This is a genomic window from Dethiosulfovibrio salsuginis (genome assembly GCF_900177735.1).
Classification (GTDB): domain Bacteria; phylum Synergistota; class Synergistia; order Synergistales; family Dethiosulfovibrionaceae; genus Dethiosulfovibrio; species Dethiosulfovibrio salsuginis.
Window position 1 is genome coordinate 18,308 of record NZ_FXBB01000010.1, and the last position, 24,739, is coordinate 43,046.

Here is a 24,739-nt window from a genome sequence, read left to right on the forward strand (position 1 = left end):
CCTCCTGCGGTATTTTTAATCTATTTTCTGTCTAAAAGCCATTTTTTAGATCTGTTTTTAGGTACTCCCATGGTGTCGCTAAGGACAGACACTATATCCCTGTGGGAGAGGCCAGCCTCCAGAAGTCTCTGAGCCTGCTCTTCCCAGTCCCTACCCTGGTCCGATCGGTTAGAGCCTTCTACGACTAAGACTATCTCTCCTTTTAAGCCCTCCTCCACCTTATGAAGTATCTCCGTAAAGGTCCCACGAAGAGCTTCTTGATGGATTTTGCTGATCTCCCTTACCAGAGCGGCTTTTCTGTCGCCAAAGACCTCCAGCATAGACTCTATATGTCGGGATATCTTATGGGGGGAGACGTAAAAAACGGTGGTCCAGGGACTGTCTTTCAGGTTACCTAGTACCTGTTCCCTTTCGCCTTTTTTATCGGGCAGAAATCCGAAGAAGGTGAAAGGCTGAGGGTCGAGACCGGACATGAGAATCGCCGGTATAACGGCGGTAGGTCCTGGAAGGACGTCGACTACGAATCCATCCTCGATGGCCCTTTTGATTACCTGATAGCCTGGGTCTGAGACGCCGGGAGTTCCGGCGTCGGAGACCAGAGCCACGTTTTTTCCCTGAGACAGGTAGGACATTATCTCGTCGGCTCTGGCTATCTCGTTGTGCTGGTGACAGGAAATCAGCTTACAGGATATGTCGTACTTTTTGAGAAGTATCCCCGTATGTCTGGTGTCCTCACAGGCTATAATATCCGCTCTGCGCAGTTCCTCAAGCCCCCTAATGGTTATGTCGGACAGGTTTCCCACTGGGGTCGGTATGACTATTAAGGGCATGGACATCCCTCCACGGTGTAGTATGAAAGCAGCTTCTCGGTGGAATTACCGCTACAATCCCCTATAAATAGAGGCGGCAATAACCTAAGTCCAGGGGCCGCTCCTTTTATGGACTTCATCAGGAAAACCGAGCCCTCTTTGTCGTCCCTGGGATAGACCGGAAGGACCGCTTTAGGCTCTAAGCCGTTTTTTCTCATAGACTCCATAAGGCCGACCATCCTCTCGGCGGTAAAGACGGTGTAGCCACGGCCTCCGTGCTTGAGCAGGTAGCCGAAGGATCGCCCTATATCGTCTAAAGAGCATAGAATTCCGTGGCGAGCCATAATCTCCCCTTCTCTTATCCCCTGGCGATGTCTTTCGGGATCCCCGTAGGGAGGGTTGGATACCACTACGTCAAAGCCCTGAGGGGGTAACGCCTGATCCACGAATCGCAGATCATGGTGCAGAAAGGATACCTTTTGGGATAGGCCATTGAGAGCGGCGTTTTCCGTAGCCATCTCTATAAGGTCGGCCTGAATATCCAGCCCTGTAACCTGAACGGAAGTACGCCCACCTAGGATAAGGGATACCGCTCCGTGAGCACAGCCTAGCTCGCAGACCTTTTCTCCATGCTTGACCTTGGTAAACCCCGCGAGGAGTATGGTGTCGACGTTGACCCTGAACCCCTTACGAGGTTGAATTAAGGTTAATCTCGTCCCTTTTAGCTCGTCGATCGTTCTCTCGGAGGTCATTTCCAGTCCTCCAGCTTTACGCCTACTACCTGGGATAATCCCGGCTCGGACATGGTGACTCCGTACATGACGTCCGCCCTTTCCATGGTCTGCCTACGGTGGGTCATGGCTATTATCTGCAAAGAGGAGGAGTAATCGGCCACTATATCCGCAAACCTACCTAGGTTAACCTCGTCGAGGGCAGCGTCGACCTCGTCCAGGACCGCAAGAGGAACCTGGGCCACCTCCATAGAGGCAAAGAGCAGCGAGAGGGCGGTCAGGGTCTGCTCTCCTCCGGAAAGCTGAGCGAGGTAAGCGGAGACTTTTCCAGGAGGCCTGGCTATAATCTCCACGCCTGAGTCCCATAGCCCTCCTTCGCCCTGTATCTTCAGGTGAGCCTCCCCTCCACCAAAGAGCCTCTGGAACAGGCCGTTAAACCTTAAGTCTATTTTATCCAGTGCATCGCCGAAAAGACTGCCTGCCTGACGATCGGTTTCCTCTATCAAAGCTCGAAGTTCGTCTATTCCCGACGATACGTCCTGGGTCTGTTCGCCGTAGTAGCCTATCCTTTCGGACAAAGAGGAATCCTCGGAGATAGCCCCTCTGTCGAAATCGCCTATCTGGGCAAGGGAGCTCTCAAGGTGTTTGAGCCTTCTCTCCTCCTCCTCCGAGGACCTTGGATAATCGAGAGAAGGTCCAGGATAGGGGTATTTGCTCTCCCAGGAGGCGATTATATCGTCTAGACGGGATTTTTCCCTCTCCAGCTTTTGTTCGATCCAGACGACGGTTTTCTCTCCTTCGTCGAGCCTGTCGCAGGCCAAGGCAAATCGACGAGAGCATATGTCCAGGGATTTTTCTATTTTGCTGTTTCCCTTTTCCGCCTCTGCCAGCTCGGATAGCTTGATTTTTTTTACCTCTTCGGCGATGGCGACCTGATCGTTTAGCTTTTTTAAAGCCTCACGCTGACTATCCCTTCGGTTTTTCAAGTTTAAAAGAGTGACGGTGCAGGAGGAAAGATCGTTTTTCGCCTTTTCCAGGTCTTTGGTAGCCCCTTCAAGACGTTCTATCGATACTTTAGCCCTCTCGTTCCAGATGACGAGATCCAGTCTAAGATTTGATAAAAGAGAATCTATCTCTCCGTCCTCGGGAATGGAGATAGAGAGAAGCCTCTCTTCCTCTTTCGCCAATGCCTCTTCGTGAGACTTTATCTCCTTTAAGAGAGATTCTTTTTTACCCTCTATGGCTTTGTTTTCCGCCAAAAAGAGCTTTTTGTCCCTCTCGATATCGGAGAGAGACCTCTCCCACTGGGCTTTTTGGGCCTGAATCCTTTGAAGATCCAGGGAGAGGGCCTGGACATCAGTCGCCTTAGAGGCCTCTTCCTGCTCCCATTTTTTCAGGGAGCTTTCCAGGGATAGAAGCTCTTTTTTCAGTTTTTTGAGGGATTCGTCGAGCTCCCTCTGCTGAGCTCTGGCCTGTATCACCCCGCCAGGTCTGCGGTTGCCTCCTCCACTGACGGTCCCACCGGGGGAAAAAACCTCTCCCTCAAGGGTAACGATAGGCATAGAATATCCTCCTGCGACCATAGAGGCTCCTACTCCGTAGCTCTCTACGATTAGGAGATCTCCTATCAGGTGTTCGAGGGCTGGCCTCCAGATATCCTGAACCGAGACTAGGTCTATAGCCCAACCGACGACCCCTTTATCCGGCAGGACGACCCCATCTTTCGGCCTTCTCGGCCTAGCTCTATCTAAAGTGAGGTAGGTTGCCCTTCCGGCTTTGGCCCTTTTTAGCTCCTCTATGCCGTCCTGAGCGTCGGATAAAGATTGGGCCAACAACCAGAACTGTCGGCCTCCTAGGGCAGCTTCGACTGCGATCGCCAGGTCGCCAGGACATTGGAACGCCTCGACCACAGGGGTAGGCCTAAAGGTAAGCTTGCCTAGGTCCGCAGCGGATAGCAGATGGACCACAGGCCTGGGGTATCCTTCCTCGGAGGAAGAGGCGTTAACCCTGTCTATCTCCGATTCTTTACGGTAGATATCCTTCCTCAGTGGCTGTAGTCTGGTACCTAGGTCTTTACACTTATCGTCGGCGTCTTTACGCTCTTTGATCGCTTGATTAAGTATCTTTTGAACTTTAGCCTCTTCAAGAGCAAGATTTCCTATCTCAGCCTCAGCGGCTTTCAACTCATTATCCATTTTCTCGATAAGAGGAAGCCTCTCCGATTCGGTGGATCCCAGAGCCTTTTCCGTGGCTCTAGCTCTTTCGAGATAAGACTTTATCTCCCCCTGGCGCTGGAGACAGTCGATCCTGTCCTGCTCCTTTGCCTCTTTTTCCTCAATCAAGGCCCGGTGGCGGATCTCCAGTGCCTCGATCTCTCCGGCTATTTTGCTTACCTGAGAGGAAATGTCTTTGTCCTCTAGGGAATATTTTTTTACCTTTACCTCAAGGTCCTCTACCGTGGAGGAGAGAGACCTGGCTGACTCTTCGGTGGTTCCAAGGCGCTCCTCCTCTAACCTCAAGGAAGTCTCTATCTCGAAAACCTGTCTTCTCAGGTCCTCCAGCTCTTTTTCCGCTTCCGCCAGTTCCTGCTTTGATACCGATTTACGGAGCTCTATCTCTTTAGCTCCGCTTTTTACCTTCGATAGGTTCTGCTCCCAGACGATCTTCCAGCTCAACCTGTTCTCAGAATCGCGGCGGGAGTAGGATGCCTTTCTCCTCAGTTCCTCCAGGTTTTCCTCCAAAGCTCTACGACGGAGGTGATACCATCGCCCTCTGGTCTCAGACAGGTCTTTTTCCAGTGCGACCGCTTTCCTGGCGATCTCCACCGCCGAAGCTATCTGGCGGCGGCGAGTCTCAAGCTCCGCCACGAGGGAGTAAAGACGGGCCAGTTCCTGCTCCGCAGAGCTGACTTTCGACAGGGCTTCGTCCCTTTTTTTTCGGTATATGTTTATACCGAATAGCTCCTCCAGCTGGTTGCGACGCTCCATAGGTCTCTGGCTGATGGCATCGGTGACATCTCCCTGGCCGATAAAGGCAAATCTATCTCCGTCCAGATGATACCGGTGTTTTGTCTCCTGGAGATCCTGAATTCTGCATTTTATCCCGTCGACGTAGGTAAGGGCACCGGCCTCCTCGGAGAATTTTCTTTTCACCGAGGTCTTTCCCTCCCCATCGGAAAACTCGAGGAGAACCTCCGCTGCTTTCGCCGGTTTTTGGAGAGCGGTCCCCTGAAACAGCAGGTCCGATTGCCTGGTTATCCTGAGCCTGGACCCGTTGCTGTCTCCCAGTCCCCACCTAAGGCCGTCCAAAATATTGCTTTTGCCGCTTCCGTTAGGGCCAACGATGGCGGTAAACCCCGGAGAAAGAGGTAGGTCGTGAGCACCTCCAAAGCTTTTAAAGTTTTTGAGTTTAATTCGTGCTATAAACAACGAATCCCTCCTTCTGGAGCTGACATATCCTTCTCTCCAGTGCCTCTAGGTCTCCCTGAAAATCCAGCCTGAATTTGTCCCATCCCATGCTATCGGAGCACCTTAGAGCTATCGTTCTCTCAAATAGCTCTTCCCACTGGGAGAGGTAGGTCTCCGAAAGATACTCCCCCATCCGAGAGTTAAGCTCCAGCATTAGGGACTCGGATCTACTTGAATTACATATCTTTCTCACAAATTTCTTTACGATAATCGCCACGGAGTCCTCTTTGAGTACCCTGGAGGGGGTACCACAGAACGGGCAGCTTCTGGTTAAGATAGACCGGATGTCCGCCCTGGCCCTCTTTCTGGTTATCTCCACCAAACCAAGATGAGTGACACCGAAAACCTTTGTCCTGCAACGGTCGTTGGCAAAAAGCTCCTCCATCCTCTGAACAAGAGCTTTTCGATCTTCCTGATAGTCCATGTCTATAAAATCGACGACAACTATCCCTCCGATCGCTCTGAGCCTCAGTTGCCAGGCTATCTCCTCCGCCGCCTCCAGGTTTGTCTGAAAAACGGTGTTTCTCAGATCGGAGTGACCGACAAATTTTCCGGTGTTTACGTCCACCACCGTCAGGGCCTCGGTCTGCTCAATCACAAGATAGGCCCCTGACTTTAGCCATACCTTCTGATCCAGAGCGGCCTCTATCTCCTTTTCCAGACCGTAGAGCTCGAAGACAGGGACATTTCCCCGGTGAACGGAGACGGGACAGTCGATCCCTCCGGAGTATCGCTCAAGCCATTCTTCCACCTTCGACCGTTCCTCTTCGTTATCGGTTACAATCTCAAAAACCCTCTCGCTGAACTCGTCCCTCAGAACCCTGCCGGTAAGGCCAAGGTCCCTGTATATAAGACAGGGAGAGGACTGTTTAGCCGAGTTTTTCTCTATATCCTTCCAGAGGTCGAGAAGTGCGGAAAAATCGGACTCCAGAACGTCCAGTTCCGCCCCTTCCGCCGCGGTCCTGACGATAACTCCCACCGATTCCCTTTTGGCTAGCTCTTTGGCTATGGACCTTAGCCTCAATCTCTCCTCGTCTCTCTCTATTCTCTTAGATACACCTACATCCTGGGACCCTGGGACCAACACAAGATACCTCCCAGGTAGAGATAATCTGGTGGTTACCCTAGCACCTTTGTTTTTTCTGGCGGTTTTGGTGACCTGAACTACTATATCCCCTCCAGGCTTTAGCTCGTGTCCTCGGGCATCGTTGAGATACAAAAAAGCGTTTCTCCCGTCACCTAAGTTTACAAAAGAGGCGTTCATCCCAGGCAAGACGCTTTCTACACGGGCTTTGTATATCTCTCCGCTCTTCTGCCGCTCCCACATTCTCTCGATGAAAAGCTCTCTGAGCCTTTCACCTTCAACTATGGCTACCCTCATTTCTTCGGGATCAAGGGTATTCGCCAGTATCCTTATATCTTTATCCTCTGAGGACAAAATTAAACACCTCTCTAAATACCACCAGAATAGGATGAGATCAAATGTTTTACCGATTTAGAGTCCCCATCCCAAAGGCCTACCGAAAGTCTGGCAATACGGATATCGGTCCATCCCTGTATGATATTCTCCCCTACAAGGGCTTTCACAATTTTTCCAGGACCGTTTTGGGAGGGGTCGCCGATAGTCAGTTTGACCTCGGTGGACGTAGGAAGCCAGCTATAAAGCAAGCCGTCCCAGGGATCTTTGTTCTCCAAAAGCTGGACTAAATCCCTGAAAACAGCCTCCTTCTGGGGCCTTACCAGATATTCCCCCGCATCGCATAGCTTGTTAAGCGCCTTTCCCTCGACCTCTTCCCAGGCCAGAACCGATAGCCCTTCAGGCAGGCAGGAGTTAAAACGGTCCAGGTCCTCTGGGTTCCAGTTTGAAAACCATATCTCCCCAGGCTCAGCGCAGGCGACTACCCCTACAGGAAGGGCTGGGCCAAGGGATATTTTAGGGTGGGGAGAAAAACCTTCCGTCTGGTCTATCGCCATACCCGCCCGTCTGGCCGATCTAGAGAGGATCTGAGGCAGGTCGACGTGGCGGATAAAGCAAAAGGGACCTCTTTTTGAGAAAAGCATCCTGACTCTAGCCATTTTGTTTACCTCCATGATACCAGTTACAGCCGTTGGACTGCCATCCACAGCAGGAGCAGGAGCCCTCTCGACAGTCGACGGTAAGGGCCTCTAACTTAGATTTCTCCCTTTCCCTCCACAAAAACTCCCTGGTAACCCCGCAGTCTATGTGATCCCAGGGAAAGCCCTCGTCCTTAGGTCTCTCCCTGTTGGCATACCAAGCTGGGTCCACAGAACAGTCGGAGAAGGCCTGTTGCCAGATGGATAGGTTAAAGGTCTCGGACCAACCGTCGAATCTAGCTCCGATTTTCCACGCTCTATCAATAACCTCGCCAAGCCTGCGATCCCCTCTTGCCATAACCCCTTCTATGAAAGACTGAGATGGCTCGTGATATTTAAGGGATATCTTTCTATTTTTAACCCTACTCTTCAGCCATCTTCCCTTATCCCTGAAACTCTCCATGCTGTCCTGAGGCTCCCATTGAAAAGGAGTATGAGGTTTAGGGACAAACCCGGCTACCGAGACGTTTATGTCCGCTCTCCTCTTCATAGATCTTCCTATGGCTACAGCTCTCTCCGCGATGTCTATAATCCCCTTTAGATCGTCGTAGGTCTCAGTAGGAAGGCCCATCATGAAATAAAGCTTCATTCTCTCCCAGCCGTGATCGAAGGCTGATCGAATAGACTCTTCTACGTTCTCCTCCGAAACCCCTTTGTTTATGACGTCCCTTATTCTCTGGGTCCCTCCCTCTGGAGCTAAGGTCAGACCGCTTTTTTTCATCACGTCGAGACCGGAGGCGAGAGAGAGGGAGAAGTTGTCCATTCTGAGACTAGGGAGGCTGAGTTTCATGTCCTTTTCCTCCATAAGAGGCTTTAAAGCCATGATAGTCTCCTCTATATGGGGATAGTCACAGCTAGCCAGAGATACCAAGCTGATCTCGTCCCATCCGGTGGAGTCCGCTAGACGGCTTACGGTCTCCACCACCTTTTGGGGAGACCTTTCCCTTATAGGCCTGTATATCATTCCCGCCTGACAGAACCTACATCCTCTGGAGCATCCTCTGAAAAGCTCGACGGCGATACGATCGTGAAGTATGCTCGAGGAAGGGACTATAGCCGAGTCGGGACAGATAGAGTCCATATCAGGGGCTATTACCCGACGAAAAGGGGCGGAAATACCGGAAAAAGACGCCCCCAGAGGGGAGAATTCCCAGTTCAGGACGGAAGGTGCGTAGACCCCCGGTATCTCGGAGGCCAATTTGAGCCGGTCCTGTCTGTTCATTCCTTTGGTCTCAGAAAGCATGAGCAGCAGATCGGGCAACATAGCCTCTCCGTCGCCTAAGCAGAATAGGTCTACGAAATCGGAGATAGGCTCCGGAGAGAGGGCCCCTGGACCTCCAGCTATAACCAGAGGGACGCTATCCCCTCTGTCCGCCGATTTTAAGGGGATGTCCCCGAGATCCAACATCGTCAGTATATTGGTAAAGGAGAGTTCGTACTGGAGCGTAAAACCGACAACGTCAAAATCGCTTAAAGATCGATCGCTTTCCAGAGACCCAAGCTGAACGCCTCTGTGTCTCATCTCTTTTTCCATGTCTATCCATGGGCAATAAGCTCTTTCCACGTCAATTTCGTCTATTTTTTTTATCATGTCGTATAAAAGCTGAAACCCAAGGTAGCTCATTCCGACCTCGTACACATCGGGGAAACATAGGCACATCCTCAGAGAAGGGCTTTCTTTAGGGGCGATCTTCCCCCATTCTCCTCCGGCGTAACGAGAGGGACGACTGACCGAAGCCATAGCGTCCCATCTCCGGTCGTTCCATTCTTTAAAAACCATAAAATTAGCTCCCATCATCCATCATCTATAGGGAACCTCTAAAAACTCACCGTTGAGTCCCCTCGGAGAGACCGTCCCGCCTACGCCCTGGCCCAATCGTATACTCGACCTGCCTGTTACGTACGAACCGCCTCAGAGGGCACGTCCTGTGGCCCCTCGGCTTGGGGCGACCTCCTGTCGCCCCATTCGTACTACAGCATACGGGATCTAGGCTCCGTCGGAACGATCTCTCCGAGGATCAGATTTTCTAGAGATCCTTTATGTATCGTATTGATTCCTCTCCATTTCGTCGGTCAACCCCACGCTGATAACCAGACCTATGGCGATAAAGACCGACACAAGGGCACTTCCGCCGTAGCTCAAAAAGGGAAGGGGAGCACCGGTAACAGGAAGAAGTCCTATGCTCATTCCGACCGACTCCACGGTTTGAAACCAGATCCATCCAGTCAAGGCACCTACTAGTACCTTACCTCTACGGTCTTTGCTTTTTATCGCTATGGAGATCATTCTCCACATGACGAAAGCGAACAGGGCAAGGACTAAAAGACATCCCAAGAACCCCCACTCCTCGGAAAAGACACTGAAGATAAAATCGGTGTGAGGCTCTGGGAGAAATTTTAACTTGCTCTGAGTACCGTTCATAAAACCCTTTCCCCAGAGAGAGCCGGATCCTACCGCTATTCGGGACTGTATGACGTTATAGCCCGCACCGAGTGGGTCGGACTCTGGGTTAATAAAAACCAGCAACCTCTGTTTTTGGTAGGATTTCAATCCGTGCCAAGCAAAGGGCAATATAGCTAGCCCAATTCCTATAAGCCCTAACAGATGTCTTTTTCTGGCTCCTCCCACTATCAAGGCGGAAAAGATCACGGTGAAATAGACCAAAGAGGTCCCTAAATCGGGCTGTATCAGTATCAGAAAGGCGGATAAACCGCCGAGGGCCCAGACCTTGGCGAAGTCGATTAGGTCGGTCATCTCTTTGTAGGCCATAAACTTAGCGAGAAACAAAGATAGCAGTATTTTACCTGGCTCAGAGGGCTGTATTCTGATTGGCCCGACAGAAAGCCATCTAAGAGCTCCCTTTGAGACCTCTCCTTGAACCATCATAAACAGGAGAAAAAGTATTAGAACCCCGTAGAGAATGTAGCTTGATTTAACGATAGACCTATATCCAATTTTTACTATCAAGAGGGAAATCAAAAGGGAAAGCCCGCCCCAGACCAGCTGGCGACGGGCGAGAGCCAAGCCGCTGACGTTAACTCCCGATGCGGCACTGTATATGGACATAATGCCTATAGAGGTCAAGGCCAAAACCGCTATGATGAGGGGTATATCGATGGCTCGGAGAAGTCCGACCGAAGAGCCTCTCTCCTCAGACATCATCTCCCCCTCTTTTAGTCCTTTTCATGCAGGTAACAGGTATATTAGCCACTAGAGCGACTTTTTTACCCTCCCTGTCGAAATCCATCTCTATGTTTTCCGTGTCTACGTCCATATAGGACGATATAACCGATATAAGGTCCTTCCTGAGTCGCTCCATGACCTCTGGGGATATGTCTGATCTATCGTGGATCAAAACCAGTTGAAGCCTTTCCTTAGCGACGGACTGGGATTTTTTCTTCCCAAATATTGTATCTAAAAAAGTCATCGATTTATCCCTACTTCCTTAAAAACAGCTTTCGGAAGCCGTCCAGAATGCCGCCTTTAGAGAGGTGCTCCATCTCCATAAAAGGTATTTCCTCGCCTACGATACGGCCAGCTATGTTTGCGAAAGCTTTAGCGGCAGGAGATTCATCCCCTAGAGTCAGAGGTTCTCCTCTGTTGGAGGAGGTTACCACCGATTCGTCCTCCGGCACTATACCGGCCAGATCAACCGCAAGGATATCGAGCACATCGCTTACCGATAGCATATCGCCCTTTTGAACCATCTGAGGCCTTATCCTGTTTACTATCAATTTTATTGGCATTTTTCCGAGAGACTCTAACATCCCTATAATGCGATCGGCGTCCCTTACGGCGGAGACGTCAGGGGTGGTCACTACCAGAGCTTCTCTAGCACCGGCGGCGGCGTTCTGGAAACCTCCCTCTATGCCTGCAGGACTGTCCAGCACCACAAAATCAAAGTCTTTTTTGAGCTCATCGCATAGAGATTTCATCTGATCCGGCAACACAGAGTCCTTGGTCCTAGTCTGGGCGGCGGGGAGCATGTAAAGACCTTCTACCCTTTTGTCTTTAACCATAGCCTGCCTTAAAGAGCAGGTTCCCTCCACCACGTCCACCAGGTTGTACAGTATACGATTCTCCAACCCCAGGATAACGTCCAAATTTCTGAGACCTATGTCGGCGTCTACCGCTACGACTTTATATCCCCTTTTAGCCAGGGCCATAGAGACGTTGGCGGTAGTAGTTGTCTTGCCAACCCCTCCCTTACCTGAAGTAACAACTATCACCCTTGCGTCCAAAAGCCACATCCCCTATCAAAAATATAATTATTTTCTTTCGGTTATCTGGAAAGAACCTCTCTCTACGGAGATTATCACCGGTCTGCCCCACCAACTATGATCGGAGAGATCTACGTCGTTGCTTACCTTATTGCCTATCCTGATCTGTCTGGCGTTAAAGTTATCGGCGGTTATAAAACGTCTGTCATCTCCGTCCGCCCCTGCGTGGACAACACCTGAAAGACGGCCAAAGACGCATACGTTTCCGGTTGCCGAGACTTCGGCTCCGTCGTGGACGTTTCCCATCACTAGCACATCTCCAGGATGGGATATTCTCTGCCCTGATCGAAGGGACCTGTCTATAACTAGAGCGTCATAATCTTGAGAGTCTATCTGAGCAGGAGGAAACTCTAACTTGAAGCCGCTATTGGAGATCAAATCCCTTGCAGCTGAGTTTTCGCACCTCCAGAAAGAAACCTTGAGGGATTCTCCCCAGATCAAACGCTGGAGGAGAAAGACCAGCTCCTGTTCATCGACAGGGCGAGTTCCGGTATCGACTATTATATCCATACCGGAGACCATAGCAGAGGCTTCTTTCAGAAGCAAGCGAGCGTCTTCGATGACCTTATCGATTGGGACATCGTCGGGGATTATCAGTCTCAAGCCGTTTCCACTTCCCTTAAGCAAAACGGCACCAGTCTGTTTATTTGTCAAAACTGCCACCTGCTACACGTTATTAGCAGGTTCACCTCCCTTCATTTAGGCTGACTCTGTGTTACAGAACCTCCGTCGTGTTTTACCAGATAGGCGAGAATTTCTCCGACTAAAGGAGCGGCGGCGGTACTGCCGTGAAGCCCAGCCTCGACGTAGGCTATGGCCACGTACTTAGGGTTTTCCGCCGGAGCGTAACCGGCAAAAGCGGCATGGTCATCCCCATGGGAGTTCTGTACCGTACTGGTCTTTCCCGCTATAGACACCCCAAAAATTGCGGCTCTCCTTCCGGTTCCACCGGAAGAGACGACGGCGTCCATACCTCTTTGTATTATGCCCAAAATCTCGGGATCCAGTCCGACGTCCACAGGCTCCTCCGAGATACCTTTTAAAAGATGAGGCCGTGATATTTTGCCCGATGCGACAACGCCAAACTGCCGTAGTATCTGAATTGGGGTCATAAGGAGAAATCCCTGTCCTATGGAATAGTTAACCGTATCCCCTTTATACCATCTCTCTCCAAATCTTTTTTCCTTCCATTCCCTTCCCGCCGCCGTTCCTGCCAATTCTCCAGGCAGGTCGATACCGGTCAACTCGCCTATGCCGAAAAGCTTTCCCCATTTTATCAGGTTATCTATGCCCACTTTCTGCCCCACTTCGTAGAAGTAGACATCGCAGGAGTCCCTTAGGGCCTCTATTACGTTTACATTACCGTGGCCCCAGCTTCTGTGGCAACGAAATACCTGATTGCCAAGCTCGTAACTGCCAGAACAAAAGTAGGTGGTCCTGGGATTAACGGCTCCTTCAGCAAGGGCGGCATAGGCTATGACGCTCTTGTAGACCGAACCAGGAGCGTAAAGACCGGCGATAGCCCTGTTGATCATCGGCTTGTCCTTGTCGTTAATGAGATCTCGCCATTCCTTACCGGCCACCCCCCAGGAGAGAGGGTTGACGTCAAATGTGGGGCTTGAAAAAAGGACCTTTATCTCACCGGTAGCTATCTCCATAGCTATTATTGAGCCTCTTTTTTCGCCCATAACCTCCGCCGCCAATCGCTGGGCCCCTAGATCTACGGTTAAAACTAAGTCCTCACCGGGAACCGGTTTTCTGCTGGATATGGATCGGACAAAACGACCTCTGGCGTCCACCTCTATCACCTGAAAACCGGGGTATCCCTGAAGGCGATCCTCGTAAAACCTCTCGACTCCACCTTTGCCGATAACGTCTCCACCTATATACCTGGACCTGGCTCCTCCTTCACCCATGGACTGCAACTCTCTGTCGGATATCTCTCCCACATATCCAAGGGCATGGCACAAAAGAGAGCCAACAGGGTAAATTCTCCTCCATACAGGAAGGTGGAATATCTGAGAGGGAAAGTCACCGTCGGAGGTCAGATCGGTCATCTGGGCTAGGGTAAGGTTTTTTAACAGGACCACAGAACGGTAGGGAGCGACGTACTGATCTTTCATCCTTTTCTCTAGATCTCCCTCGGTAAGAGGGATACCATGACGACCTAGAAGGGAGGCAAAGCCCTCTAATACGCCTTCCTTTTTCAGATCAAGGGGATAACCGACTATGTCAAAGGTTAGGACGTTACTCGCCAAAGACACCATGTTCGTGTCGTAGATTTCCCCTCTAACAGGAGGTATCCTCATGACCCTTAGCTTATTTGAAATAGCCAACTGAACGTATCTGTCCGATTGAAAGACCTGAAAATGAAACAAAGCGGCCAGGAGGAGCACAAGGGAACCGGCGGATATAAATCTCAAGAAGCGCAAACGGCTGTCGGTTATAGACCTATCGTCAAACATCTTGTTTCCTGTAGAACTGACTGTAATATATCCAGGAGATGACGATGGAGAGTGCTGCCGAAGCGAGAAACATCATCATCGCTGAACCGATAACCGCCCGTCCGCTGTAAAAAAGCGTCACACGGAGTATCGCCGAGATACATAAGGCGGAAGAGGATACTCCCAGGAAAAGGATGGGGATCCTTCCCTCTTTAGGGATAATCATCCATACTAGCCTGAAAACCATAAATAGCCCTCCATAAAGAGAAGCTGAAAAACCAGGTATTCCGGTCCAACGGAAATCCCAGAGCAGCCCCCCTAAAAAACATCCCCAAAGGTATCTATCGTAGTGTTTCTCGTCGGTAAGACCTTTTGAAAATATCGACAAAAAGAACAGATCTGGAGCTAAAGCCCAACCTGCGAAGGCAACCTGTAGCAGGTTTTGGAGATACCAAAAAGCTAAAAACACGAAAATCATGTTTACTCATCACTTTCTCGACGGAAAACCCTGACGCCGTATATTCGAGATAGGGAGCCTCCAGGTATAACCTTGTACTCGGTTATTCCGTGATCGCTCTCCCTGGTCACTCCACTGAGAGAACCGACGGGAATTCCCGCCGGTATGGACTCCCCGATAAGGGCTGTATCAAGGGTCATTCCCTCTTTTATCTGACTTCCGTCGGGAATATACCTCAGCCACAGAGATCCCGTACCATCTCCTGTAATAACCCCAACGTCTCTCGTCTCTCTTATAACCACAGGTATCATCTCTCCTGTAGAGCTTATAAGACTGACCCAAGAGCGAGAGGTCTCAACCGAGGCAACCCTCCCTATGAGAAAGCCATCCTGGAGCACCGGATCCCCAGGGGAGACCCCATCTATGCCGCCTTTATTTATCCTGAGTCTGTCCCACCAACTTAAAGGGAGACGAAGATCGACCATAGAGTCCTTCGTGGAGGATAGTACCGACTCCCTTACGTCTAGAGCTTCTTTCATATGCAGCGCCAGAAAGAGACCGTCGTTTTCCCGTTCCAGTTTCTCCAGGTGGGCTAAAACGTGGTCTCGTTCCTTTATCCAACCTTGAGCTCCTATGTAGGTCTCTCTAATAAAGATCCCTGGTCTTTCGATAAATTCCAGAATACCTCCTATTTGCCCCATGAGTTTTACGATAGTCTCGCTACCGGTACTTAGGGTAAGGAGCAATCCCAGGGCCACGGCGCATAACCCAGAGATGATCTGTGGCTGTCGGTTCTCCATCGGCATCTTCCTTCTCTTTGGGGCCTATCGGCTTCCTTTTTCCACCGACATGAGGACTTTCCTCATGGCACTGAGATCCTCCAATATTTTCCCAACGCCGTTGGCCACAGAATGGAGAGGATCGTCAGCCAGAATAACAGGGGCGTTCAGAGCCCTTGAAAATCTCGATGCCAGCCCTTTTATCTGACAGACACCGCCGGTTAGGACGATTCCCTGATCCACAATATCCTTTGAAAGCTCAGGAGGAGTCTGCTCTAAAGCGACTTTAACCATGTCCTCTACCCTTGAGATCAAAGGATCCAGGGCCTCCCTTATCTCTACGGAGGATACAGTGGTTACCTTAGGAAGTCCGTCCGCAAGGTCTCTACCTTTGACCTCTACGTCTATCTCATTATCCAGAGGTATGGCCGACCCGATGCTTATCTTTATGTTTTCCGCGGTAGTCTCCCCTATCAATATGGCGTGTTTCTGCCGGAGCATGGCGATAATGGCCTCGTCCATGTCGTCTCCGGCCGCTCTGAGGGAGTTATTTACCACAATTCCACCGAGAGAGAGCACCGCGACTTCACTGGTACCTCCTCCGATATCCAAGACCATGCTGCCCCTCGGATCCTGAATAGGAAGACCTGCGCCGAGGGCGGATGCGATAGGCTCGTCTACGACGTAGGCTTCTCTAGCACCAGCACCTAAGGTAGCGTCTATGACCGCCTTCTTTTCGACCTCAGTTACCTTTGCAGGAACGGAGATTACCACCCTTGGACGGGACTTTACCCCTCTTCCTCCGGTCAGCTGTAAAAAGTGTCTTATGATAGCCTCGGTCATATCGAAGTTAGCTATTACCCCGTCTTTCAACGGTTTTATCGTGGAAACCCCTGTAGGGGTTTTTCCCATCATGGCCTTGGCCTCATGGCCGAAAGCGATAACCTCTAGCTGGCCGCCCTTTTTTTTCTTCCTAACCGCGACAGCAGAGGGCTCGTCTATGACTATCCCCTTACCGCTCTGATATACCACCACGTTGGATGTACCTAGATCGATGCCCACATCGTTTCCAAGAAAACCAGAAAAAAAACCCACCTGTTTGTTCCTCCTCTTATGTACACCTTTACAGCGAAACAGCAGCTATACCCTGCCGTGACACTATATAGTGCCCTAGAAAATCCAATCCTAAAGCATCGGTCTTTTCCTTTACTATTTTCGTTAAAACCTTATCCTCGTAACTGCTATCTAAAGTACCGTTGGGATGGTTATGCACCAATACCAATCCCTTTGAATCTAACCTTACAGCTTTTTTTAGAAGATATCTGAGGTCCAAAGAGGCCCCATCAGGTCCTCCATAGGAAAGCTTTTCCCTGGCTATAATACCCTCTTTTTCGTCGAGGAAAAGGGCTATTATAAACTCTCTATCCTCTTCAGAAATAAATAACCTTATCTCATCCAAAGCAACGGAGATCTTGGTCCTGTCTCCCGATTCATTCAGGGCCAATAGGGATATTCGTCGACCAAGTTCGATTGCCGCAAGTATAGCGGTTGACTTCGCCACCCCTAAACCTTTCAAGGACATCAATTCCTGTACCGACGATTTGCTTAATCCCCTAAGTCCACCGAAGGAGCTAAGGATGTAGCTTGATAACCCAACGACATCTCGAGATCCATCTCCGGTCCTCAGCAGGACAGCCAGTAGCTCTCCATCGCTCAAAGCGGATGGTCCCTTCAAAAGAAGCCTTTCCCTTGGGAGCTGATCGCCGGTCATGACAAAAAGGGATTTTCTCTTTTTTCTACCTTTAGAGAGGTCTCTGGACCATGGCCAGGGAGGACTTTAAGATCATCGTCCATATCCATGAAAAGGTTTAAAGAACCGGCCATGAGATCTGGAACACTTCCAGGAAGGTCGGTCCTTCCTATACTTCTCGCGAAAAGGGTATCTCCGGTGATAAGAACCGAGCGACCTTCATCGGTCACCAAGAGACAACAGCTTCCCATAGTGTGTCCTGGTGTGTGAATTACCTTTAGATCCATGGTCCCTACGGAAAACGTTTCTCCATGGGCCAGGTATCCAGTGGCTAGTATCGGGGGACACTCGGTTCCTAAGTTAACTGAAAGGTTCTTCTCCCCATTAGAGAGCATCGGTTCGTCATCTTTGTTAACCATTAGTTCACACTGAAATTCCTCGAGAAGCTTCGCTGCTCCTGCGATATGATCGGCGTGTCCGTGGGTGAGTATAATAGCCTTCAGAGAGAGATTCTCCCTGTTGATCCAATTTATCACGTCTTCCGGATCCCCTCCTGGATCGACGAAAAAAGCGGCTCCGTCTTTATCCCAGAAAATATAACCGTTAGTCCAAAGGGGTCCTAAAGGAAATCTTCTGTAATCCATAATTAAACCTCCGGGGTTTCAATAATCAAAGTTACCGGACCATCGTTGTGTATCTCAAGGTCCATGTGGGCCTGAAAAACACCGGTTGCGACCGATAGGCCCTTGGCTTTTAGCTCATCCACAAAAAGTTCGTAAAGTTTTTTAGCCTCAACTGGCTCCGCTGCCTCAACGAAGGAAGGTCTCCTTCCCTTCCGACAGTCGGCGTATAAGGTGAACTGAGAGACCACCAGGACCTGACCATCGACTTCCTTCAAAGACAGGTTGAGTTTTCCATTTTGATCCTCAAACACCCTCAGAGAGGCTATTTTATCCGAAAGCCATCTAGCTTGATCCGGTCCGTCTCCATGGGTCACACCTAGGAGGACGCATAAGCCATTACCTATCCTTCCGACTTCCTCACCGTCTACAACCACAGCTGAGCTTAAAACTCGCTGAACAACAGCCTTCATGACCTTACCCCCTATTTACGTCAATCACATTTTTAACGGTATTTATTCTGGCTATCACTGTATAAAGATGCTCCAAGTTCCTGACGGTGACCTCAAGCTTCATCCTGGCCTGTCCTCCACCGATTTGATTTGCCTTTACCGAGGGCAAACTGGACTCAGCCTGAGAGACCGCCTGAGCGACGTCGGAAAAAAGACCAGGTCTATCCAGTGCATCGACTATAATTCTGGCTTCGTATCGTTTTTTTCCTGTATGTCCCCAGGATACCTGGATAAGCCTCTCTGAGGGTATTTTAGATATATTGGCACAGTTCTCCCTGTGGACGGTAATCCCTCTGACTCTGGTGGAGAAGCCGACTATGCTGTCTCCTGGAACCGGTTTACAGCAGTCGGAGAGTTTTACCAAAACCCCCTCCGCCCCTTCGACGAAAATATCAAGGTTATCTTTTCTTATCATTTTTTGAGGGGCTGGATCGGGTACAACGTTGGATGAATCGCCAGGAGAATCGGGCAAAACAGCGGATATTCGGGCAGCTATGGAGCCAGGAGAGTGGGCGTTTGATCCAATAGAGTAGAACACGTCCTCGCCGTTATTGTACCCCATATCTCTAGCTATTTTGTTTAAAGCAGCACCTATATCGTCCTGAGAGTGAGAATTACTCTGGTCTGGATATCTCTTCTTAAGCTCCCTGTCCAGAAGCTCTCTGCCCCTCTGGATAGCCTCCGATTTCGCTACCGAGTCGAGATGTTTGAAGTAGTTTCTTATCTTGAGCTTAGCCTTGCTGCTCTTGACGACTTTGAGCCAGTCTCTCGAGGGCTTGCCCTGAGGGGAGGTCAGAACCTTGACTATATCGCCGTTTTGAAGCTCGTAGTCCGCCGGAACGATACGGTTGTTGACCATAGCACCTACGTACTGGTTACCGACCTGAGTGTGTACAGCAAAGGCAAAATCGACAGGAGAGGCCCCTCTTGGAAGGGATTTAACGTCTCCCTGAGGTGTAAAAACGAAGACGTCGGAGGTAAGCACGTCGTCTTTAAGGCGCTCCATAAACTCCTCTGGCCTCGTCTCCTGGCCTCCCTCGATGGCCTGTCTGATCCACTCCAGTTTGGTGTCTAGATCGTCCATTTTATTGGAGCCCTCTTTATATCTCCAGTGAGCGGCGACACCGTATTCGGCCAACCAGTGCATCTCCCAGGTCCTTATCTGAACCTCCATAGGTTCTCCAGAGGGACCGACTACGGTGGTGTGAAGAGACTGGTACATGTTGTTCTTAGGATTAGCTATATAGTCGTCAAACTGACCCGGTATGGGCTTCCATACGGTGTGTACTATGCCTAAAACGGTGTAGCAGGTGGTCACATCGTCTACTGTCACCCTCATCGCCAGCAGATCGTATAGCTGGTCCACCGAAAGGCCCTTTCGATTCATCTTTTCTAAAATGCTATAAAAATGTTTAGCTCGTCCCTTTATGAAGGCGTCTATACCGTGATCTTTAAGTCTAACCTCCAACTCCTCTATAGCTTTTTTTATCGTGGCTTCCCTCTCAGGGAGCCTTTTTTGGACTTTTTTTCTTATCTCGTAGTACATATTAGGGTCGTAATACTTAAAAGCGAGGTCCTCGAGAGTCCTCTTTACCTGATATATACCAAGACGGTGGGCTAAAGGAGCGTATATTTCCAAAGTTTCCTTCGCTATTCTCTGTTGTTTGTCTTTCCTTAGGGCACCTAAAGTCCTCATGTTATGGGTTCTGTCCGCAAGCTTGATCAGCACGACTCGAATGTCTTTGGCCATGACCAAGAACATCTTTCGGAGATTTTCCGCCTGATAGTCCTCAAAGGATTTAAAGGGAAGTTTCCCAAGCTTAGTTACCCCATCCACCAGGACCCCTACCTCAGAGCCAAATCTCTCGACGAGCTCCTCTTTAGTGACCACAGTGTCCTCGATACAGTCGTGGAGAAGGGCCGCCTGCATCGTCTGAAGATCCATCTTCATGTCCGCCAGAAGGGACGCTACGTAAACACAGTGTATTATGTAAGGCTCCCCTGTCCCTCTTTTTTGGTCTCCATGGGCCACCGCGGCAAATATCAGGGCCTCCCCTAAATCCATAAGCTCCTCTCTGGATAGATACCGAGAGACCTTGGACCAGAGTTCCTGCCAGGCAAATTTAACGGTAACAGAGCGCTGGCTTTCAGGAATACGGCCCATAAAACTGTCTCTAAGGGAGAACATCTCCTTTTTGCTGGAGGTTTTCTTTACATCACCGGTCATATACCTCACCTCCGGTCTAAATATTTTTAAAACATCACTATTTTTTCCACTATGAACTGAAGGTCCTTTCGACCTCTCCAGGAGTTGATGCTAGGTCTATAGACCCAGCCACGGATCCTCTCCATCGATCTATGCTGACAGGCTCCGTTAAAGGCAATTAGTTTTTTTGATCCCGACTCTATTTTAGCGTGAACTCCTCCTTCTCCAAGAGGAATTAGCCTCTCCCCTCCCTCTCGAGAGGTGAAAAAACAGGGGAATGGGTTATCCTGTCCAAAGGGACCTATGCGGTTCAGATCTTTCCAGATCAGAAGGTCAAACATAGATGGATCATAGTCTACCACCGTTTCCGGCTTTTCCGCCACTTCAATCGATCTGAGCTTTATCTCCAAAGCTGAAGAAAGCTCTTCCCATCTGGAATTGCTGACAGAGAAACCAGCGGCATAGGGATGACCTCCCCAGGAATCAAGCAGAGGAGCCAATTCCGATAAAATCTCTACCGCATTTCCGCCATCAGGGACCCTTAAAGTTCCCTTTATCCCCTTCCCGGAGGGAGCAGCCAGGGCAAAACCGAGGGAGTACCTTGAGCAAAGCCTACTAGCGATTGCACTTAGCAAGCCAACCGGCCAATCTGGGTTATACATAACGTGTTCGACGTAATTTTCAAGTTTTTTAGCTATGTCTGCAGCTATATCGCTGGAGATCTTTTTTCTTCTGACGTTAAGGTCCTCTAGACGATCTATGGAGGAGAGATCTCCTGTCAGGATCACCGATAACGAGAGGTCCGCTACGTCCATTCGTCCAGCGGCGTTTAGACAGGGTACCAGCTTCATAGCCAACGAACTTTCGTCTATATCCTCTTTTACCAAGCCAAGACGGTCGACAAGCCTGGCTAAACCAGGCCTTTTGGAACTTTTAAGGACGGTAAGACCTTCCTGAACCAAAGCCCTGTTAAGATACCCCATACTTACACAGTCTCCAACGGTGGACATAGCGACTAGGTCCAATCTTTCCATCAGCCATCTGGAAGGCAGGATCCCTTCGCTGAACGCCCAACTCCACAGGACAGCGGTAGCACATAAGGTTTTTGCCTCCTCAGAGCCTCCTCTTTGAGGGTTAACGAAAGCCTCAATATCTATGGTGTTTCCTTCGACAGAGTGATGATCAAAGACCATTACGTTCATTCCGTTGTCGACGGCGTATTCGATGGATTCCACGTCTTTAGAGCCACAGTCGGTGACTATGAGGGTCTCTATACCACCTTTAAGGGCTTTTTTTATGACATTTAGGTGAACTCCATAGCCCTCTTTCTGTCGGTGGGGGAGATAGTAATGAACCGACTTGGCTCCAGACTCTCTGGCCATCTCCACCGCAAGGGCAGATGAACATACTCCGTCGACGTCATAATCACCGTAAACCATAACTCTAGCCCCAGGAACGGCTTTACCCCATTCAAGGGCGGTCTCCACAGATCCTGGACCGATATCCAGACCGTTTAAACAGTCCTTAAGGTCCAGGCTTAAGCGTTTAGACATGCTTTCCATATCGGAAAAACCTTTTGATCTCAGTACCGCAGCGACCAGTTCGGAACAACCTAGACTGTGAGCGAGGTCAGAAGACTCTCGATCTAGGGAAAATATATCTATTAGCTCCGTTGAACAAACAGGAAGCATCGACTCCCCCTCCTTATAAACTTTGAAATTACACAGTGGATAGAACAAAAAAGGGAGAGAGCATAGGCCCCCTCCCCGTTCAATCCCTTTTTTATCCCTTTAACGGGGATTTTTTAAACCACTCGTCGAGTATCGAGCTGGCCACGTAGATAGAGCTGTAAGTACCTACCAAAATACCCACCATAAGGGCAAAAGAGAAGTTGGACAGCACAGGTCCTCCCCAGATGTAGAAGGCTAAAACCGGGAGAAAGGTGGTTAAGGAGGTGTTTATCGTCCTTGAGAGGGTCTGGTTTATGGAGACGTTCATGGTGTCATCGACACCCCAGCTTCTGAGATGCTTCCAATTTTCCCTGACCCTATCCAGAACCACAATAGTATCGTTGAGAGAGTAGCCAACGATGGTGAGAATAGCCGCGATAAAGGTAACCGAGATCTCTCTGCCGGTGAGACTGAAGACACCAAGGGTTATTATGGTGTCGTGCAGAAGGGCCACGACGCTAGCGGCGGCAAATCTAAACTGAAAACGGACGGTTATGTAGGCCAGAATACCGAGCAAGGCGAGACCAAGGGCTATAAAGGCCTCTTGCCTAAGCTGCTGTCCCACCACAGGACCTACTTTTTCAAACCTTAGGACCTGAAGGGTTTCGTATTTGGAGCGAAGGGCCTCTACAGCACGCTGTCTTACGTCCTCTTCCTCCGCTTTAAGGCGTATAATAACGCCCCTGTCGCTATAGGCCTGTATTACCGCACTTTCCTGACCGGTTTGGGCCAAAACGTCTCTGACATCTCCGACCTCAACAGGTGCCTGAAACTCTATCTGCACCAGATTTCCACCGGTAAAATCTATCCCTAGGTTTAATCCCTTTGTCAGAAGGGAACCTAGGCTTATCAGTATGAGAATCGCGCTTACCGCCATAGCTTGGCGACGGTAGCCCATGAAATTAAAACGATACTTAGCTAATTTTTCCATAGTTTTTATGCCTCCCCTATTGATTTCTACGGGACAGAGAAGGAATGCCGTTGCGTCCCACCATTACCTGAAGCAGGACCCTTGTCACCAAAAGAGCGCTAAAGACGCTGGCCACTATGCCGAAAGTAAGGGTCAGGGCAAAACCTCTGATCGGTCCACTCCCGAAATAATAGAGAACCGAGGCAGCGATAAGGGTCGTGACGTTGGCATCCAGGATTGTCTTGAAGGCCTTTTTGAACCCCGCTTCCAGGGAAGCTAAGGGGGTCTTACCATCCCTGTATTCCTCTTTTATTCTCTCGTAGATCAGTATATTACCGTCCACCGCCATACCTATGGTCAGTATAATACCGGCGATGCCGGGGAGGGTCAGAGTGGCTTTAAAGCTTATAAGCAGCGCAAATAGTATCAGCATGGTGACGACCAAAGCCACGTCCGCAGCTACACCGAGAACCCTGTAGTAGAGGAGCATAAACAGGACGACCAAAACGCAGCCGATGATTCCGGCTTTTAACCCTGCCTGAATTGAGTCAGCTCCAAGGGTAGGTCCAACGGAGCGATTTTCAAGGATATCCACCGGAACAGGGAGAGCACCGGCCCTGAGCATTATAGCGAGGTTTCTGGCCTCTTCAGGGGTAAATCGACCGGAGATCTGAGCAGCCCCACCGCTTATACGCTCTTGAACGACAGGGGCGGATACGACCGATCCGTCTAGGACGATGGCAATTTGGTTGCCTACGTTTTCCGAGGTCGCCTCATCGAACAACTTAGCGCCCTGGTCGTTAAACTCCAGGCTGACTACAGGTCGACCAAGGTTATCGTAGGTGGTCTTTGCGTCTTTGAGATCTTTGCCTGTCACATAGGGAGAACCGAGAAGATAAATGCGGCCTGACTCGTCGACGGCAACCTTAGTGGAGCTATCGGAGGCCGCTTCTTCCCTTAGCCTTACCTCAAGCTGATCTCTTTGTTTTTTTACCTCGTTCCATCTCTCCACCGCAGTCTGGTACTCCTCATCGGAGTCGTAGTTAGGCCGCTCCGCTTTTGGGGGAAGAGAGCCTGTCGACTGTAAAACTTGACGGAACTCGAGAAGGGCCGTCCTACCTATAAGGTCAAGGGCATGCTCCGGGTTTTCCACCCCTGGCAGGTCGACTATAACCCTGTCCTGTCCCTCTCTCTGAATGAGAGGTTCTGCCACACCATACTGGTCGACCCGGTTTCTTAAGACGACGAGCAGCCTCTCAACGCTGTCGTGGGTAAGGGGGTTTTCTTCGGTGCCTTTGGCCTGGAGGACTATGTGAGCCCCACCTTTGAGGTCAAGTCCCAGGTTAATTCTTCCCTTGACAGGGAAAACCGATGCTACCGCTGCGATGATGACGACAGCCACCAATCCCAGCCGCCAACGATCTTTTCTCAGCATAAAATTCGCTACCTCCTGACTCTACTCATAAAAGATAAAAACGAAAAAAGGAGTGGATGCGTTGGAGGACATCCACTCCAGACATTTACCGGATCGATCTACTTAGAGTCTTCCGGAGTTTCCTTGGAGAGCCCAACCTTGCCGGAGTCGGAGTCCGACTTGGTCTCATCCTTAGAGGTCTTTTGAGACTCCCCTGTTTCGACAGCCATCTTGCTGGAGACCGAGCCTTTAAGGACCCTTACTTTAACGCCCTCGGAGATCTCCAGTATGAAGCTATCATCCTTGACTTCCCTGACGATGCCGATAAATCCACCAGCGGTGATAACCCTATCGCCCCTGCCCAAAGACCCTATAAGGTCATCGTGTTTCTTCTGCCTCTTCTTCTGTGGTCTGATTATGAAGAAGTAGAATATTACCACGAATATGACCAGGGGAAAAAACATCTGCATTGCTCCTGCCTGCCCGCTTTGATTCAACGATACCGCCTCCTATA

General features: G+C 50.1%; 22 protein-coding genes. All 22 read right to left on the reverse strand.

What is annotated here, in order from left to right; translation table 11 throughout:
• Positions 1 to 20 precede the first annotated feature (20 nt).
• Positions 21 to 830 carry a 16S rRNA (cytidine(1402)-2'-O)-methyltransferase gene (gene rsmI / locus B9Y55_RS05165; RefSeq protein WP_085544307.1) on the reverse strand — a complete coding sequence of 270 codons (810 nt, stop codon included), beginning with the start codon at positions 828 to 830 and terminating at the stop codon, positions 21 to 23.
• Positions 821 to 1,561, reverse strand: a complete 741-nt coding sequence (locus B9Y55_RS05170) for a tRNA1(Val) (adenine(37)-N6)-methyltransferase (RefSeq protein WP_085544308.1) — start codon at positions 1,559 to 1,561, stop codon at positions 821 to 823. The genes rsmI and B9Y55_RS05170 overlap by 10 nt, the downstream gene beginning before the upstream one ends.
• Entirely contained in the window at positions 1,558 to 4,968 is a 3,411-nt protein-coding gene (gene smc, locus B9Y55_RS05175; RefSeq protein WP_085544309.1) for a chromosome segregation protein SMC, read from the reverse strand. Before smc ends, B9Y55_RS05170 begins: the two co-directional genes overlap by 4 nt.
• A complete protein-coding gene (locus tag B9Y55_RS05180) occupies positions 4,949 to 6,445 on the reverse strand; it encodes an Rne/Rng family ribonuclease (protein WP_085544310.1) in 1,497 nt (498 codons plus the stop codon). Before B9Y55_RS05180 ends, smc begins: the two co-directional genes overlap by 20 nt.
• A 14-nt stretch (positions 6,446 to 6,459) precedes the next feature.
• The gene (locus tag B9Y55_RS05185; protein ID WP_159448239.1) at positions 6,460 to 7,083 is read right to left on the reverse strand and encodes a TIGR03936 family radical SAM-associated protein; all 624 of its coding nucleotides are present in this window, start codon (positions 7,081 to 7,083) and stop codon (positions 6,460 to 6,462) included.
• On the reverse strand, positions 7,076 to 8,902 hold the full coding sequence (locus B9Y55_RS05190) for a TIGR03960 family B12-binding radical SAM protein (RefSeq protein ID WP_085544351.1): 1,827 nt from the start codon (positions 8,900 to 8,902) through the stop codon (positions 7,076 to 7,078). The genes B9Y55_RS05185 and B9Y55_RS05190 overlap by 8 nt, the downstream gene beginning before the upstream one ends.
• Before the next feature lie 258 nt (positions 8,903 to 9,160).
• Positions 9,161 to 10,282 carry a rod shape-determining protein RodA gene (rodA, locus tag B9Y55_RS05195; protein ID WP_085544312.1) on the reverse strand — a complete coding sequence of 374 codons (1,122 nt, stop codon included), beginning with the start codon at positions 10,280 to 10,282 and terminating at the stop codon, positions 9,161 to 9,163.
• On the reverse strand, positions 10,275 to 10,550 hold the full coding sequence (minE, locus tag B9Y55_RS05200) for a cell division topological specificity factor MinE (protein ID WP_085544313.1): 276 nt from the start codon (positions 10,548 to 10,550) through the stop codon (positions 10,275 to 10,277). The genes rodA and minE overlap by 8 nt, the downstream gene beginning before the upstream one ends.
• A 10-nt stretch (positions 10,551 to 10,560) precedes the next feature.
• Complete coding sequence (gene minD / locus B9Y55_RS05205; RefSeq protein WP_085544314.1) at positions 10,561 to 11,364, reverse strand: septum site-determining protein MinD; 804 nt, start codon at positions 11,362 to 11,364, stop codon at positions 10,561 to 10,563.
• A 27-nt stretch (positions 11,365 to 11,391) separates the two neighbouring features.
• Positions 11,392 to 12,066, reverse strand: a complete 675-nt coding sequence (gene minC / locus B9Y55_RS05210; RefSeq protein ID WP_143340818.1) for a septum site-determining protein MinC — start codon at positions 12,064 to 12,066, stop codon at positions 11,392 to 11,394.
• 32 nt (positions 12,067 to 12,098) lie between these two features.
• Positions 12,099 to 13,868, reverse strand: coding sequence for a penicillin-binding protein 2 (gene mrdA / locus B9Y55_RS05215; protein ID WP_085544316.1), 1,770 nt, complete (start codon positions 13,866 to 13,868; stop codon positions 12,099 to 12,101).
• Positions 13,861 to 14,316, reverse strand: a complete 456-nt coding sequence (locus tag B9Y55_RS05220; protein ID WP_159448240.1) for a hypothetical protein — start codon at positions 14,314 to 14,316, stop codon at positions 13,861 to 13,863. The genes mrdA and B9Y55_RS05220 overlap by 8 nt, the downstream gene beginning before the upstream one ends.
• A gap of 11 nt (positions 14,317 to 14,327) precedes the next feature.
• Positions 14,328 to 15,104, reverse strand: coding sequence for a rod shape-determining protein MreC (gene mreC / locus B9Y55_RS05225; protein ID WP_159448241.1), 777 nt, complete (start codon positions 15,102 to 15,104; stop codon positions 14,328 to 14,330).
• Positions 15,105 to 15,128: 24 nt separating this feature from the next.
• Positions 15,129 to 16,178 (reverse strand): rod shape-determining protein, encoded by a 1,050-nt coding sequence (gene mreB / locus B9Y55_RS05230; protein ID WP_085544319.1) that lies wholly within the window; start codon positions 16,176 to 16,178, stop codon positions 15,129 to 15,131.
• Positions 16,179 to 16,206: 28 nt separating this feature from the next.
• Positions 16,207 to 16,854: a JAB domain-containing protein gene (locus tag B9Y55_RS05235; protein WP_085544320.1), complete on the reverse strand. Its 648-nt coding sequence runs from the start codon at positions 16,852 to 16,854 to the stop codon at positions 16,207 to 16,209.
• The gene (locus B9Y55_RS05240) at positions 16,851 to 17,477 is read right to left on the reverse strand and encodes an MBL fold metallo-hydrolase (RefSeq protein WP_085544321.1); all 627 of its coding nucleotides are present in this window, start codon (positions 17,475 to 17,477) and stop codon (positions 16,851 to 16,853) included. The genes B9Y55_RS05235 and B9Y55_RS05240 overlap by 4 nt, the downstream gene beginning before the upstream one ends.
• Positions 17,478 to 17,479: 2 nt before the next feature.
• Complete coding sequence (dtd, locus tag B9Y55_RS05245) at positions 17,480 to 17,926, reverse strand: D-aminoacyl-tRNA deacylase (protein ID WP_085544322.1); 447 nt, start codon at positions 17,924 to 17,926, stop codon at positions 17,480 to 17,482.
• 4 nt (positions 17,927 to 17,930) lie between these two features.
• Positions 17,931 to 20,192 carry a RelA/SpoT family protein gene (locus B9Y55_RS05250; protein WP_085544323.1) on the reverse strand — a complete coding sequence of 754 codons (2,262 nt, stop codon included), beginning with the start codon at positions 20,190 to 20,192 and terminating at the stop codon, positions 17,931 to 17,933.
• A gap of 26 nt (positions 20,193 to 20,218) precedes the next feature.
• A complete protein-coding gene (locus B9Y55_RS05255) occupies positions 20,219 to 21,724 on the reverse strand; it encodes a single-stranded-DNA-specific exonuclease RecJ (RefSeq protein ID WP_159448242.1) in 1,506 nt (501 codons plus the stop codon).
• A 229-nt stretch (positions 21,725 to 21,953) separates the two neighbouring features.
• On the reverse strand, positions 21,954 to 22,832 hold the full coding sequence (secF, locus tag B9Y55_RS05260) for a protein translocase subunit SecF (RefSeq protein WP_085544325.1): 879 nt from the start codon (positions 22,830 to 22,832) through the stop codon (positions 21,954 to 21,956).
• Between the two features lie 16 nt (positions 22,833 to 22,848).
• Complete coding sequence (gene secD, locus B9Y55_RS05265) at positions 22,849 to 24,246, reverse strand: protein translocase subunit SecD (RefSeq protein ID WP_085544326.1); 1,398 nt, start codon at positions 24,244 to 24,246, stop codon at positions 22,849 to 22,851.
• A gap of 98 nt (positions 24,247 to 24,344) precedes the next feature.
• On the reverse strand, positions 24,345 to 24,722 hold the full coding sequence (gene yajC, locus B9Y55_RS05270) for a preprotein translocase subunit YajC (RefSeq protein WP_085544327.1): 378 nt from the start codon (positions 24,720 to 24,722) through the stop codon (positions 24,345 to 24,347).
• Positions 24,723 to 24,739 lie beyond the last annotated feature (17 nt).

Bases quoted from the DNA above. Each gene is read 5' to 3' on its own strand.
- rsmI (WP_085544307.1), bottom strand. From the start codon at position 830: ATGCCCTTAATAGTCATACCGACCCCAGTGGGAAACCTGTCCGACATA.
- B9Y55_RS05170 (WP_085544308.1), bottom strand. From the start codon at position 1,561: ATGACCTCCGAGAGAACGATCGACGAGCTAAAAGGGACGAGATTAACC.
- B9Y55_RS05185 (WP_159448239.1), bottom strand. From the start codon at position 7,083: ATGGCTAGAGTCAGGATGCTTTTCTCAAAAAGAGGTCCCTTTTGCTTT.
- B9Y55_RS05190 (WP_085544351.1), bottom strand. From the start codon at position 8,902: ATGGTTTTTAAAGAATGGAACGACCGGAGATGGGACGCTATGGCTTCG.
- rodA (WP_085544312.1), bottom strand. From the start codon at position 10,282: ATGTCTGAGGAGAGAGGCTCTTCGGTCGGACTTCTCCGAGCCATCGAT.
- minE (WP_085544313.1), bottom strand. From the start codon at position 10,550: ATGACTTTTTTAGATACAATATTTGGGAAGAAAAAATCCCAGTCCGTC.
- mrdA (WP_085544316.1), bottom strand. From the start codon at position 13,868: ATGTTTGACGATAGGTCTATAACCGACAGCCGTTTGCGCTTCTTGAGA.
- mreC (WP_159448241.1), bottom strand. From the start codon at position 15,104: ATGGAGAACCGACAGCCACAGATCATCTCTGGGTTATGCGCCGTGGCC.
- B9Y55_RS05235 (WP_085544320.1), bottom strand. From the start codon at position 16,854: ATGACCGGCGATCAGCTCCCAAGGGAAAGGCTTCTTTTGAAGGGACCA.
- B9Y55_RS05240 (WP_085544321.1), bottom strand. From the start codon at position 17,477: ATGGATTACAGAAGATTTCCTTTAGGACCCCTTTGGACTAACGGTTAT.
- dtd (WP_085544322.1), bottom strand. From the start codon at position 17,926: ATGAAGGCTGTTGTTCAGCGAGTTTTAAGCTCAGCTGTGGTTGTAGAC.
- B9Y55_RS05250 (WP_085544323.1), bottom strand. From the start codon at position 20,192: ATGACCGGTGATGTAAAGAAAACCTCCAGCAAAAAGGAGATGTTCTCC.
- B9Y55_RS05255 (WP_159448242.1), bottom strand. From the start codon at position 21,724: ATGTCTAAACGCTTAAGCCTGGACCTTAAGGACTGTTTAAACGGTCTG.
- secF (WP_085544325.1), bottom strand. From the start codon at position 22,832: ATGGAAAAATTAGCTAAGTATCGTTTTAATTTCATGGGCTACCGTCGC.
- secD (WP_085544326.1), bottom strand. From the start codon at position 24,246: ATGCTGAGAAAAGATCGTTGGCGGCTGGGATTGGTGGCTGTCGTCATC.